This is a genomic window from Tateyamaria sp. ANG-S1 (genome assembly GCF_000814025.1).
Taxonomy (GTDB): Bacteria; Pseudomonadota; Alphaproteobacteria; order Rhodobacterales; family Rhodobacteraceae; genus Tateyamaria.
On the sequence record NZ_JWLL01000006.1, the window covers coordinates 1,002,572 to 1,016,297 of the forward strand.

The window sequence follows — 13,726 nt, forward strand, 5'->3', positions numbered from 1 at the left end:
GCGCGAGGGGGCTTTTTGCGGGTATTCCACCATTTCCATTGCGGCGAAATCCTGCTTAATCTGCGCCGCAGGACAAGTATGGCACCAAGACCAACCAAGGGGATATGGGCGGATGTTAAAGCGTGTGATGCTGGCGTGGGTGATGGTACTTGCGTCGGCTGTCGGGGCCTTTGCGCAGGAGGATCCGGTCTGGATCCAGATTGAGGCGCAGCCGAACCTGAATGCAGCCACCGACCGCGCCCGCGTCTATGCCGCGGAACTGCCCGATGTGAACGGTTTTGCGCTGGGTGGCGGATGGTATGGCATCGCTCTTGGGCCCTATGCGCGTTCGGATGCAGAGCAGGTTTTGCGGGTCTACCGGTCCGAAGGTGTGATCCCCCGTGACAGCTATATCGCGTTGAGCTCCGCCTTTCGGCAGCAGTTTTGGCCGGTGGGAGCGAATGTGCTGAACCGTGGCGTGGTGGAAGCGCCCCTGCCAGCGGCCCCTGCAACACCCGAACCGACGGTCGAGGGCCCTGCCACCGAACCTGCCGATGAAACGCCGGCACAGGCGCAACGTAGCGAACGACAACTGACCCGCGCCGAGCGCGAGGACCTGCAAATTGCCCTGCAATGGGCAGGCACCTATCAGGGGGCCATCGATGGCGCCTTTGGCCGCGGCACGCGCAACGCGATGGCCACCTGGCAGGAACGCAAGGGCTTCGACGTGACCGGTATCCTGACCACGCGCCAGCGCGTCGTGCTGCTGCAGGACTACAATTCCGTGTTGGATGGCCTGGGTCTTCAGGTTGTCCGCGACGAGACCGCGGGTATCGAGATGCTGATGCCGACCGGCGTCGTTGCCTTTGAGAAATACCAATATCCCTTCGCGCATTACAGCGCCTTGGGTGATATTGAGGCGACCGTGCTGCTGATCAGCCAGGCGGGGGATCAGACGACACTGTTTGGCCTTTATGACATCATGCAGACGCTCGACATCGTGCCGCTCGACGGCCCGCGCGAACGGAAGGACCGGTCGTTCACGCTGGTGGGACAGGATGCAACGCGCGTGTCCGAGACCCGCGTTACGCTGGAAGATGGGCAGATCAAAGGATTCACCGTTGTTTGGCCCGCAGGCGACGAAGAACGCCGTACGCGGCTGATGGACGAGATGGAAAAGAGTTTTGCCCGGACCGACGGCACCATCCCGGTCAGCGCGGGTACATCCGAGCAGGCCATTGATCTGGTGTCTGGCTTGGAGATCCGCACACCACGCCTGTCGCGGTCCGGTTTTTTCGTGGATCGCCGCGGCACGGTTCTGACCACGGCAGAGGCCGTCAACAGTTGCACCCGCGTGACCATTGATTCTGATGTTGAGGCTGAGGTCTCGGTATTGGACGATGCGCGCGGTGTTGCGGTGCTGAAGCCCGAGACGACTCTGGCACCCCGCGCCGTGGCACGCTTTGCCGAAGTGCAGCCCCGTCTGCAATCGGAAGTGGCCGCAGCCGGTTTCAGCTTTGAAGGGGTGTTGGGTGCGCCGTCCATGACCTTTGGCACGCTGAGTGATGTGCGTGGGCTGAATGGCGAGCCGGACCTGGCGCGCTTGTCCGTGAACACGCTGCCGGGTGATGCGGGTGGCCCTGTACTTGATGCAGGCGGCGGTGTGCTTGGGATGCTGTTGCCCGAGACGCAGACGGGCCGTGCCCTGCCCGACGGAGTGCGCTTTGCCCTGGATCGGGAGGTGTTGCAGGATGTTCTGGCGCAAGCTGGCATGGCAGCGGCTGGAACCAACAGCGCGGCACCAATTGATCCCATTGATTTGTCCGAAGCCGCAACCGGCATGACCGTCCTTGTGAGCTGCTGGGACTGACGGCAATTCATTAAAATCATGTGCATTCCGAGATGACCCGTTAGCCGTCTGTTAAGGGGACAGGCGCCACGTTGCAGGCAAGGCGTGGGGGCGTCTGACCGTGTTCAGTGATCGGAGTGTGTCATGTTCAAATCCCTTGTGAAAACCGTGGCTGCGGCCGCGTTCGTCATCGTGCCAGCCGCTGAGGCCGTGGCCGCCACCGCAGTTGCAAAACCGCCCGCGTCGCATCAGGGACAATGGTGGACGCATCCCTTGGGCTGCGAATACAGCCGTGCAGGCCGTCCGGGCGAGACCATGTGGTTCCTCATCGTCAACACCCGCAAAAAGGGCTGCCCGAGCTACATTTCAGGCAAGACCTGGGGCGGTATCTACCGTGCCGAAGGATCCAAGATGTGATCCAAAGGCCGCTTGCGCGACGCTATGTTTTAGGGGGCTCTGCCCCCGCCCGTGCCGGGCTCCCCCGAGGTATTTTCGGCCAAGAGAAAGCTACTTCGCGTTTGATATGTCTGGCGTGAGATAGATGAGTGTCGGGCCGTTTGCGTCGAATGCTGCGCGGACTTTGGTTTGCATGTCTGACAGTGTTTTGGGTGCGGCGGCATGAGCGCCGAAAGCTTCGGCGAGTTTGCAGAAGTCCGGATTGCGGGCGACGACAGCATTGGGCGCGATCTGGGCGCGGACCATGCTTTCCTCGATTTCTTTCAGCTTGCCGTTGTCCCACAGGATGATGGGCAGCGGCAGGCCGAGTTCGACGGCGACGCCGAGTTCCTGCATGGTGTAGTGGAACCCATAGTCGCCGATGATAGCCATAGTGGGCTTGCCCTTGCGCGCGACAGCGCCGCCGATGGCGGCTGGCGTGGCATAGCCGAGGGTACCGAAACCCGTAGGATGATGCCAATGGCCGGGTCGGTCCATGTCCCAGACCTCTTTCGCGGTGTAGGCGAACTGGGTCATGTCGGAATAGATCATGGTGCCTTCGGGCAGGCAGTCACGCAGGGCGTCGCAGACAGGGACAATGCCGGGGCGTTCGGCGTCAACCTCGGCGCGCCATTGTGCGCGCATGTCGGCCACCTTTGACGCCTGCCATGCGGTTTGCGCAACCATGGACCTGTCTTGCACGCTATCGTGTAAGTCCCCCAAGACCTCTTCTGCGGTGAGTTTCAACGCGCAGCCATTCTGCGGCACGGACGAAAGATTCGTAGCGTCTATATCGATGCGCCAGATTTCACCTGATATGCCTGACGTATCGCGCCACGTGTCGACCTCGGCCAGTTCGGTGCCGATCACGACAGTCACGTCAGCCTTAGCCAGCACCTCCGCGCTGGACGGACGTGCCAGAGTTGACCCGAAGTGCAAGGGCGCGTCATGCGGCACAATTCCGCGTCCGGCATATGTCGTGAAGCTGGCAGCACCAAAGGCCTTCAAAACGGCGCCAACCTCTTCGGGCGGGAGTGCATCCGCGGCTCCGCCGCCAAAGATAAAGAGCGGGCGGTCCGCGCCCTCCAGCGCGCTTACAAGAGCGGCGATCACCCCCGGCGCCGGGACCACGCGCGATACCGATAAAGGCTGTGACGGTGCAGGAGGTGCTAGTTGTTGAAGCACAGATATCGGTACTTGGATGTGCTTGGACTTTGGCCGGGCGGTTTGAAACTCCGTCAGCGCCCGATCAATCAGCACATAGGCCGCCTTTGCCGTCCGCGCCTCTTCCGACCAGTCACAAACCGTCTCAGCCGCAGCGCGCTGGTCCTTCATCTGGTGCAATTGCCCCTTGGTTGCCACCGTTTCATCCAGGCAGCTTGAGATCACCAGCATAGGCACGCTGTCTGAATACGCCTGACCCATGGGCGTCATGATGTTGGTCAGGCCCGGCCCGGTAATGACATAGGCCACCCCCGGATTGCCCGTCGCCCGCGCGTAGCCGTCGGCCATGAACCCCGCGCCCTGTTCGTGCCGCGCCAGCACGTGGGTGATCCCCGCCTCTTCGATCCCACGGTACATTTCCTGATTGTGCACGCCGGGAATGCCAAAGATCACGTCGACCCCGCGGTCCTTGAGCATGTGGGAAATCTGTGCGCCCAAGGGCCGAGTTTGCGTCATCACGCTCTCCAGAATTGAATGGTAAAGATCACGTAGACGGCCATCAGCTCCAGCCGTCCGATCAGCATGGCCGCTGCCAGCAGCCATTTGGCAGTGTCATTAAGGCCCGCGAAATTGCCCGACGGGCCGATCTGGTCGCCGAAGCCGGGGCCGATATTGGCGAGCGCTGTGGCCGCGCCCGACAACGACGTGACGAAGTCGAGCCCTGTCATGGCGAGGGCCACGGACAGGACACCAAGGGTCACGACAAAGAACATGAAGAAGGACATGACCGAGTTCAGGACATCTTCGCCCACCGGTCGGCCCGCGTAGCGTGGGGTGAAGATGCCGTGCGGGCTGCGGGTTTTCTGCAGTTGCGCTTTGATCGAGGCGAACAGGAGTTGGTAGCGGAACACCTTGATCGAACAGGCGGTCGAGCCCGCGCAGCCGCCGATGAGGCCGGTGAAGAACAGCACCGCCACAGCAAAGCTGCCCCATTGGCCGTAGTCGGCGTTGGCGTAGCCGGTGCCCGTCATCAGCGACACAGTGTTGAAGAGGGCCGCGCGCACCGCGCCTTCGTTCACCGCGTTCTGTTGCCACAGGTTCCAGCCTGCGATCACGGCGACGATTGTGAACGCTGTGATCAGGAAGACATGGATTTGCCGGTCTTGCAGCAAGGGCCGTGCCGTGCCCGCGCTCAGTTGTACGAAACGGACGAACGGCAGGGCTGCGAGGATCATGAAGACCGTTGCCACGTAGGATGGCGCGGGCCCGAACGCGCCAAAGGACGCATCGTAATTCGCGAACCCGCCGGTCGCGATTGTCGTCATCGCGTGTACGGTCGCGTCGAACGCGCTCATGCCGGCAGCGATATAGCAGAGGGCGCAGATCAGGGTGAGCGCCACGTAGATGACCGAGATGCGGCTTGCGATCTCCGTCGCGCGGGGCAGAATTTTCCCAAAGGTGTCAAAGGCTTCAGTGCGGAAGATTTGCATCCCTCCCACCCGCAGCTCGGGCAGGAACACCATTGCGACAACGATGATGCCGATGCCACCCAGCCATTGCAGGATGCCACGCCACAGCAAGAGGCCCTTGGGCAATGTATCAAGGCCCGACAGCACGGTTGAACCCGTGGTGGTCAGGCCCGACATTGCCTCGAAAAACGCATCGACGTAGCGCGCCTCGGTCGCGCCGAAAAAGAATGGCAGCGCGCCGAAGACGGGCAGCGCCAGCCACACACCGGTTGTCAGGAGGAAGGTCTGCTGGATCGTCAGCCCTTCGCGCACGCCGTTCTGACAGCTCAGCGCGATCATACCACCAGTCAGGACAGTGATCAGGGCACATTCAAGGAAAACCGGCCAGTGCCCCCGCCCCTCCGCCACATCGACGAGCATCGGCAGGATCATGGCCAGTCCAAGCACGGCCACCAGCAGGCCGATCACATATCCAACGGGGCGCAAGTCGATCATTACGCTCAGCGTTGGCGGGGTGCGCGGGCGGTGTCAAGCAACTGGCACCGCACCGTCAGGTCAGCCTGTGCGCGGCACTGACGAGCGCCGCAAATGGGTCACAGGTGCATCATGTCCCGGAACACATAGGCCGCGATGTCTTCGCGACGCAGGTTCATGGCGGCCAGTTCTTCGTCGGACTTGGCGCGCAGGGCTTCAATGCGCTGGAAGCGCGCTTCGGCAGCGGCGGACATGGCAGCGGAATGACCCAGAGCCGTGAAGAATGCTGTGACGCGATCGAGCACGTTGCTCAGGATGGATGTATTCGAGTGTGAGACGTAAGCCATTGGAGTACCTCGCAAATATTGCGTAAATCAGTCTCCTCCCGTTGGCATGAACATACGCCTTTCAGCCCTGACTTACCAATGCCGATACTGCATGGCCGGGTTGCATCTGCGCACGAAAAAGGCGCGCCCGATCAGGCGCGCCTTGCAACTCGTAAGGCGGAGGTGTCCTCCGCCCGGCCCTTAGCCCGTATGGAACAGGGTCTGGAACATCCGCGGGTCGATGCTGTCCGCGGCAAAAGTGTCGCCTTCGGTCAGGACCGACACGGCGTCGTGGCTGTGCAGACTTTCCTGATGGCTTGCGACCACCCGGAAATCACCGATGCGCACATCTGCCAAAAGCTGTTCGCTAAACAGCCGCGCGGCATCCTCGACAAAGATCGGGTTGGCGGCGTTCAACTCGGCAAAAGCCTGTTCATCTTCGCGTTTGACCATCACCTGTGTTTCGGTCGGCACTGCGCGACGGCAGGCATCGACCAGATCCTCGAACCACAGGGTTTCGGCGTCGTCTTCCAGGGCTACGGAAATCCGCGCGACCGAGCGTTGCGAGTGCGGGGTGGCCAACTGGCCACGAACGGCTCGCGCATGTTCGCTCAGTTCCAAGGAACAGGGGCATGTCGAGGAATAGACGTAATCCAGATGCACGATCCGCTTGCGCACGCCCGTCTGCTCGACCAGCTCCAGCGCGATGTCGTAATACTGGTAGCCCGACAGACCAGACCGCAGGCTATCCACTTGCACAGGCATGGAAAACCGCATCTGGATGCGTGCATCAAAGCTGTCGAGGTCGGCCTTGTAGTCATCAAGCGCCGCTTCGATCACGCCAAAAGAAAACGTCTCTTCCGCGTGTTTGTAGAAGGACCGCATGATGCGGGACATGTTAATGCCCTTCTTGTCCGCCTCCAGGCTGACCGTCCCGGTCACGGAGGTTTCCAGCGTCAGGGGCGCGCCATCGCAGCTTTCAATCCGCAGCGGCAGGCGAAAATTCGAGATGCCCACGTGCTGGATGCGCGTCTTGGCGCCCCGGATCAGGCTTGACGGGCCGTTTTGCAGGTCGGGCAGCGTGTCCTTGTAGTCGGCATCGACTCGGAACTCATCCGGATAGTCCCGTGCAAAGGACGGATAGTCGACGCCATCGCCGCCCGGCACAAGCCGTGCGACCGACGGATCAAGCTCGATAATGTCTGTGGTTGTGGCGTTTTGGGCCCAGCGGCGGAGAAGTTCCAGTGCTGCTTCGGCCTCGTCGCGCTCGGGTATTGCGGTGATGTCGGGCGTATGAATGTTCATAAAGTAGCCCCCCTTTCTATCTGCGTGCCGCTTAGAGGTAAGCCCCGCGCAGCACTTTTCCAATATTGCTTACAGATACGTGTGATCCTGCAACATGGATGACATTTAGATGGGGGCCCCGCCGCTTTTTCGCGGCGAGGTCGTTTTGTGCATTATTGTGCCTTTTCCAAGGCTTGCAGGATGTCGGCCACCAGATCGTCGCCGTGTTCGATGCCCACGGACATGCGCACGAGGCCCGGTGTGATGCCCAAGACATCCTTCTGATCCTGTGGCAAACGCTGGTGCGTCGTGGTGGCCGGGTGGGTCAGAATCGACTTCGCATCGCCCAGGTTGTTCGAGATGACGGGGATGGTCAGCGCGTTCAGGAACTTGAACGCCGCTTCCTGCCCGCCTGCCAGATCCAGTGACAGAACGGTGCCCCCGGCTGCGCCCATCTGGCGGCTGACCAGATCGTGTTGGGCGTGGCTAGCATGGCCGGGATAGATCACGCGGGCAAGCGCCGGATGGCCCTGAAGGGCTTCGGCCAGTTGCAGGGCCGACGCTGCCTGCGCACGCACACGCAGCTCCATCGTTTCCAGCCCCTTCAGCATGACCCAAGCGGTAAACGGCGACATGGCCGCGCCGGTGTGTTTCATGTAGGGTTCGACCGTCTTGCGGATGAACTCCTGCGTGCCAAGGATCACGCCGCCCAGTGCGCGCCCCTGCCCGTCCACGTGTTTGGTGGTCGAATAGATCACCACATCGGCCCCTTGCGCGATGGCTTCGGAGAACACCGGCGTGGCAAAGACATTGTCAACCAGAACCGTCGCGCCGACCGAATGGGCGAGGTCGGACACCGCCTTGATGTCCACAACTTCAAGCGTGGGGTTGGAGATGCTTTCGAAGAACACAGCCGCCGTGCCGGGCGTGATCGCGGCGCGCCACGCCTCAATATCAGTCCCATCAACAAATTCGACCTCGACGCCGTAGCGGGTCAGCACCTCTTCCAGCACATAGAGACACGAGCCGAAAAGCGCGCGGGCTGATACAACCCGGTCCCCGGCTTTCAACATCGACGTCAGCGCGCCCGACACTGCTGCCATGCCAGACGCAGTCGCAAACCCATCCTCGGCCCCTTCCAGCATCGCGATCCGCTCTTCGAACATGCGCACGGTCGGGTTGCCGTAGCGGGCATAGATGAACTCGTCCTCACCCAGCGTTTCAAACCGCTGCGCCGCCGCTTCGGCCGTGGGATAGACAAACCCCTGCGTCAGAAAAATCGCCTCACTCACCTCGCCATATTGGCTGCGGCGGGTGCCGCCGTGGACAGCACGGGTACGCGCATTCCATGTGTCGGACATCTTCAGTCTCCATCGCGGGCCTGAAATGGGGTCAGGCCATAAAAAACCCCCAGACGCGGGTCAAGCGAAAGGGGGGCTTTCATCCTGACCTTTTAGCGGAAGTGTTTAACGTGGCCCGCAATCCGGTAACAAATCGCCACACTGAACGAAGTACGCCTGCCGCAGCGCAGCGTCAACACCGTCACGGTGCTGTAACCTAAAATTCATCGCCGCGTCATATGCCTGCGTCATAGGAGCCCCACAACATGTGGTAGGAGGCGCGGACATGCCCATCCTGAGACTGAATGCCGGTGCGGGCGGATTGGCTTTGCACGGCTCTCCCGCGCCTGCTTTGCCTGCCCTGCGCCACGCGGCCCGCGGTACGGGGCCGATCATCATCCTGATCCACGGTTTCAAATACGACCCCAGTGACACAAGGTTCTGCCCGCACGCCCGCATCTTTGGCCGCACCCGGCATCTGGACAGCACACACCGCCAGTGGCTGCGGCCCCTGGGATTTGGCTGCGGCCATGCCGATGAAGGGCTGGCGATCGCATTTGCATGGCGCGCACGTGGCAACCTGTGGCGCGCGCAACGGTCGGCGCACGCAGCAGGCGTGGCGCTGGCCCAGACCATCCGCACCCTGCGCACCAGCGCGCCGGATCGGCCCATCCACGCAATCACGCATTCCATGGGTTCCGAAGTGATCTTTGAGGCGCTGCACCACCTGCCACCCCACGCACTGCAGCGGATCATCGCGATCACCGGGGCCAGCTATGCCAGCGTTGCGGAAACCGCACTCGAGACCGTGGCGGGCCGTACGGTCGAACTGCTCAACATCACCAGCCGCGAGAACGATGTGTTCGACTTGATGTTCGAACGGCTGATTGCACCCGACGTCGCGCAGGATCGCGCCATCGGCAACGGCCTGTCCCTGCCCCATACCGTCAACATTCAACTCGATTGCACCCGCACACTCGCCGCGCTCACCCGGTTCGGGGGCCATATAGACGCGCCGCAGCGGCGCATCTGCCACTGGTCCGGCTACACCCGCGCAGGCGCGCTCCGGTTCTACGCCCGCGCATTGCGCCATGCGGATGCGGTGCCACTGGATGCCCTGCAAGACACCCTGCCCGATCACGCAGCACCGCGCTGGTCACGCATCTTTGCTATGCCGCACCTCCCCTCTTACTTGCCCGCCGGTCAGAAAACCGCAACATGACCCCCGGACTGCCCGGAGGACATGATGATCGACCTGTACTATTGGCCCACGCCGAACGGCTGGAAGGTCTCAATTGCGCTTGAGGAATTCGGGCTGCCCTACAAGGTTCACCTGATCGACATCCGCGCCGGGGACCAGTTCAAGCCGGACTTCCTGAAAATCGCGCCCAACAACCGGATGCCAGCGATCACCGACCCGGATGGGCCGGACGGCGAACCAGTCTCGATTTTTGAAAGCGGCGTGATCCTGCAATACCTTGCCCGCAAGACCGGCCGCTTCGGGGGAAAGACCGAACGGCAGCGTATTGCAGTCGATCAGTGGCTGATGTGGCAGATGGGCGGCGTCGGCCCGATGGCCGGACAAACCCACCACTTTTTGAAATACGCGCCCCAAATGGGCCATGACATACCCTACGCCAAAGACCGCTACCGTAATGAAACAGCGCGGCTGTATGGTGTGCTGGATCGGCAGCTGGCCGAGAATGAATACGTGGCTGGTGACTACTCCATCGCCGACATGGCGATCTGGCCCTGGGCGTCGTTGTGGGAGGGACAGGAACAGACCCTCGACGACAAACCCAACCTCGCCCGCTGGCTTGGTCTGGTGGGCAGCCGCCCTGCGGTGCAGCGGGGCCATGCCCTGCACCTCGATTTGCGGACGGCCAAACAGGACAAGACATCGCAAGAAAACCTGTTCGGTCGCAAAGGCTGACGCCACTATTGACGCCTGACGTCTCAAAAAGTGCTTTGAGAATTGCGGCTTCCGGTCCACGCTGCGCGGCGGGGAAACGGGAAGACGAAAATGTTGAACGAAGTGGTGCCGCCGGAGTGGATCGTGCTGGCCGCAGGTGTTGTGTTCACTCTGGGCTATCTGATCATCAATCAGGTGATCCTGCGGCTGATGATCCTGACCGGCACGTTGCTGTATATCTGGTATTACGCGGTGGCCGCCGATGTCCCGCTGTGGGAGGCGATCTATACCTCCATCGTGATGGGCGTCGCCAATGTGATCGGACTGTGCAGCCTGTTCTGGCGGAACTCCCCGCTGGCCGTCCCGCTGGCACATCGCGACATCTATCCCCAGTTCGAAGATCTGCCGCCCGGTGACTTCCGGGAACTGGTCGTGCGCGCCCGCCGCTACACGCTGGACGCGGATCAGGACATCTCGACCGAAGGTTCGGCCATGACGTCGCTGTTCTATGTCATCTCGGGCGCCATCCAAATCGAGAAACGCGGCGAGCGTTTTGTGATGCCGCCCCGCTTGTTCGTGGGCGAGGTGGCGTATCTGTCACATCAACCCAGCGCCGCCACGACCCGGCTGGAGGCCGGGGCCGAGGTGCTGGAATGGAACGTGGCGGACTTGCGCGCCCGCGCCGCGCGCAAGTCGCGGTTCAAGCTGGCGCTGGAGGCGATGATCTCGCGTGACCTCGCGCTCAAGGTCGCCTTTGCCGTCGCGCCGCGTCAGGGGAATTGGCAACATGACGCGGAAAAGGTCCGTAGCGCGCGGGCCTAGGCCTTGGAGCTTTCGTCGTCTTCTTCGCTGATCATGTGTTCCTGCAACGCCGCGAATTGCAGGAAGATGAAGGCGATCATGGCGATGGGGAAGCCGAAGGTTTCGATCTTGACCCATGTATCAGTAGACATGGTCCGCCAAATGATCTCGTTCGCCACGGCCAGCGTGGCAAACATCGCGCAAAGCCTGCGGGTAAGGATCATCCATCCCTCATGCCGCATCGGTACGGCATCGGCCAGCACATAGGCCAGCCAGCTTTGGCCGCGCAGCAGGCCGATCCCGAGCAGCAGGGCAAAGACGCCGTAGACGATGCTGGTTTTCATCTTGAAGAACCGCTCGTCATTGAACCACGCCGTGAGCGCGCCGAAGAAGATGACCATGAACGCGGTGAAGATCTGCATCCGGCTGAGCTGCCGTGTGAGCGCCCAAAGGACGCCCATGGCGATCAGCATAATGGGTACAAAGACAAGGGTAGCTACAATGAAGCCGGAATACTCAGTGCCCGCAAATTCATAGGTCTCGTCGCGGATGCGCAGGTAGATCAGGAAAAAGACCAGCGGTGGGCCCAGTTCCAGCACCTGTTTCAACAACGGATTGATCTCGCGCGCCTCTGCCATCTTCTGCCTCTTGTTATCCGCCCATCTCGACGATTACTGCCCCGGCGGCGATCAGCGCCATCAGGGCAATTCTGCGCGGTCCTACCGTTTCTTTCAGCACCAGCCAACCGATGATTGCGGCAAATACGGTCGATGTTTCCCGCAGCACCGCCGCCTCCCCCACTTTGTCGAGCCGGGTGGCCATCATGATGGAGCCGAAGGAGAGAAAGGCAACGAGGCCGCCGATCACACCTTTGAGCATCAGGGGAGGCAGTGCCGGTGGGTTCTCCATCCGCTTCCAGCGCATGTAGGCGACGGGCGGCATGAAGATGCCGTCGATCATGAAGAACCACGCGAGGAAGGTGAAGGGGTTCTCGGTCGCCCGGATGCCATAGGCGTCATAGGTGGTGTAGAGGGCGACGAAGAGACCGGTGATCACGGCGAGGCCGAGGGCCATGGGGAGCGTGTCGCGGTTGGTTTCGAGGTGGCGGAGGTTGTAGAGGGCGAGGCCGTAGATTCCGGCGAGGAGGACCCCTACGCCGAGCCATTGGATGATCGTGAAGGTTTCGGAGAAAAGGAGGTAGGCGCCGATGACCGTGAAAAGCGGGCCGGTGCCGCGGACGACGGGGTAGACCACGGTGAAATCGCCCTTGGTGTAGGCCCAGGCTTGCAGGACTTTGTAGGCGACGTGGATCAGGAAAACGACGCCGAAGATGGGCCACATGTGGGGCTCGGGCCAGGGGACCACAAAGAGGGCGAAGGGGGCGGCCATGAGGCCGTAGGAGGCGTCGATGGCACCGCGGGTCAGCCAGGGGTCGTGGCGGCCCTTTTGAAGGGCGCCGAAAACGGCGTGGAGGAAGGCCGCGGAAATGGCGAGATAGAGAGCCACCGTGTGGCCCGTTTCGGTGCCTTCGATGCTGGCGAGCCATTCGGTCATGTGTGGGGTGTCCCAGCGTGGGACATTTTGCAAGTCATTGAAATTGCTGGATCAAGACCCTTCCAAATTCGTTAACGCCGCCGCGAACTCTTCAGGGTCGAAGGGCGAGAGGTCGTCGATTTGCTCGCCCACGCCGATGGCGTGGATGGGCAGGCCGAATTTGTCGGCGAGCGCCACGAGCACCCCACCCTTGGCGGTGCCGTCGAGCTTGGTCATCACGAGGCCCGAGACATCCGAGACCTCCTGGAACACCTTGACCTGCGCCAGCGCGTTCTGGCCGGTCGTGGCGTCGAGAACCAAGAGCGTGTTGTGCGGGGCGCTTTCGTCCTTCTTGCGAATGACGCGGACGATCTTGGCCAGTTCCTCCATCAGATCGCCGCGGTTTTGCAGACGGCCTGCGGTGTCGATCATCAGAAGGTCCGCGCCGTCGGCTTGCGCCTTGGTCATGGCATCGAAGGCGAGGCTGGCGGGGTCGGTGCCTTCGGGCGCGGTGAGAACGGGCACCCCTGCCCGTTCGCCCCAGACCTGCAATTGTTCGACGGCTGCGGCACGGAATGTGTCGCCTGCGGCGATCACCACGGATTTGCCTGCGGCGCGGAACTGGCTGGCGAGTTTGCCGATGGTCGTCGTCTTGCCCGAGCCGTTGACGCCCACGACCAGCACCACCTGCGGTTTTTGCGGATAGAGCGGCAGGGGTTTGGCGACCGGGTCCATGATCCGGGCGATTTCCTGGGCCATGAGTTCCTTGATTTCCTGCACCGACAGCTTCTTGCCCATGCGCCCCTCGGCCATGTTGGCAGTAACGCGCAGGGCGGTGTCGACGCCCATATCGGCGGCGATGAGCAGCTCCTCAAGCTGTTCCAGCATGTCGTCGTCAAGTTCGCGCCGCATGACAGGGGCCGCGTCACGGCGGCCCAGCAGGCGACCGAGAAGGCCCTTTTTGGGTTGGTCTGGTGCGGGCGCTGTTTCGACCAGTGCGGCGGGATTGACGACGGCGGCCATGGGGGCCGGTTCGGGGTTCACGGCTTGCGGCAGATCCTCGACCGCTGCGGCGGGCGTTTCCATTGCGACATCGGTCGGGCGCGGAGTTGGTTCCGGTTCCGGCTCGGGCACATTGATCGGCTCTGGCTCTGGCTCTG

Annotated in this window: 13 protein-coding genes and 1 riboswitch; of the genes, 5 read left to right on the top strand and 8 right to left on the bottom strand. The window is 62.0% G+C overall.

The window, feature by feature from the left end:
* Positions 1-112: 112 nt before the first annotated feature.
* Positions 113-1,849, top strand: coding sequence for a serine protease (locus tag RA29_RS16315; protein WP_039687644.1), 1,737 nt, complete (start codon positions 113-115; stop codon positions 1,847-1,849).
* A gap of 123 nt (positions 1,850-1,972) precedes the next feature.
* Positions 1,973-2,245, top strand: a complete 273-nt coding sequence (locus tag RA29_RS16320; RefSeq protein ID WP_039687646.1) for a hypothetical protein — start codon at positions 1,973-1,975, stop codon at positions 2,243-2,245.
* 90 nt (positions 2,246-2,335) lie between these two features.
* On the opposite strand, the gene RA29_RS16325 is transcribed toward RA29_RS16320, so the two are convergent.
* The 5 genes from RA29_RS16325 to metZ form a co-directional block, all read right to left on the bottom strand.
* Complete coding sequence (locus RA29_RS16325; protein WP_082029555.1) at positions 2,336-3,943, bottom strand: 5-guanidino-2-oxopentanoate decarboxylase; 1,608 nt, start codon at positions 3,941-3,943, stop codon at positions 2,336-2,338.
* Positions 3,943-5,391, bottom strand: a complete 1,449-nt coding sequence (locus RA29_RS16330) for a TrkH family potassium uptake protein (RefSeq protein WP_052249690.1) — start codon at positions 5,389-5,391, stop codon at positions 3,943-3,945. Before RA29_RS16330 ends, RA29_RS16325 begins: the two co-directional genes overlap by 1 nt.
* 98 nt (positions 5,392-5,489) lie before the next feature.
* Positions 5,490-5,717 (bottom strand): hypothetical protein, encoded by a 228-nt coding sequence (locus tag RA29_RS16335; RefSeq protein WP_039687652.1) that lies wholly within the window; start codon positions 5,715-5,717, stop codon positions 5,490-5,492.
* Positions 5,718-5,897: 180 nt separating this feature from the next.
* Positions 5,898-7,001, bottom strand: a complete 1,104-nt coding sequence (gene folE2, locus RA29_RS16340) for a GTP cyclohydrolase FolE2 (protein WP_039687654.1) — start codon at positions 6,999-7,001, stop codon at positions 5,898-5,900.
* Positions 7,002-7,153: 152 nt separating this feature from the next.
* On the bottom strand, positions 7,154-8,341 hold the full coding sequence (metZ, locus tag RA29_RS16345) for an O-succinylhomoserine sulfhydrylase (RefSeq protein WP_039687656.1): 1,188 nt from the start codon (positions 8,339-8,341) through the stop codon (positions 7,154-7,156).
* Positions 8,342-8,413: 72 nt separating this feature from the next.
* Positions 8,414-8,491: riboswitch (SAM riboswitch) on the bottom strand.
* A 115-nt stretch (positions 8,492-8,606) separates the two neighbouring features.
* Between metZ and RA29_RS16350 the strand changes: the two genes are divergently transcribed.
* From RA29_RS16350 to RA29_RS16360, 3 genes are all read left to right on the top strand, one after another.
* Complete coding sequence (locus tag RA29_RS16350; protein WP_039687658.1) at positions 8,607-9,542, top strand: alpha/beta hydrolase; 936 nt, start codon at positions 8,607-8,609, stop codon at positions 9,540-9,542.
* Between the two features lie 24 nt (positions 9,543-9,566).
* A complete protein-coding gene (locus RA29_RS16355; protein ID WP_039687955.1) occupies positions 9,567-10,253 on the top strand; it encodes a glutathione S-transferase N-terminal domain-containing protein in 687 nt (228 codons plus the stop codon).
* A gap of 90 nt (positions 10,254-10,343) precedes the next feature.
* Positions 10,344-11,054: a cyclic nucleotide-binding domain-containing protein gene (locus RA29_RS16360; protein ID WP_039687661.1), complete on the top strand. Its 711-nt coding sequence runs from the start codon at positions 10,344-10,346 to the stop codon at positions 11,052-11,054.
* On the opposite strand, the gene RA29_RS16365 is transcribed toward RA29_RS16360, so the two are convergent.
* From RA29_RS16365 to ftsY, 3 genes are all read right to left on the bottom strand, one after another.
* The gene (locus tag RA29_RS16365; RefSeq protein ID WP_039687663.1) at positions 11,051-11,671 is read right to left on the bottom strand and encodes an inner membrane-spanning protein YciB; all 621 of its coding nucleotides are present in this window, start codon (positions 11,669-11,671) and stop codon (positions 11,051-11,053) included. The genes RA29_RS16360 and RA29_RS16365 overlap by 4 nt on opposite strands.
* Positions 11,672-11,684: 13 nt before the next feature.
* Positions 11,685-12,587, bottom strand: coding sequence for an EamA family transporter (locus RA29_RS16370; protein WP_039687665.1), 903 nt, complete (start codon positions 12,585-12,587; stop codon positions 11,685-11,687).
* Positions 12,588-12,638: 51 nt separating this feature from the next.
* On the bottom strand, positions 12,639-13,726 hold a 1,088-nt coding region (ftsY, locus tag RA29_RS16375), incomplete at its 5' end, for a signal recognition particle-docking protein FtsY (protein WP_039687957.1).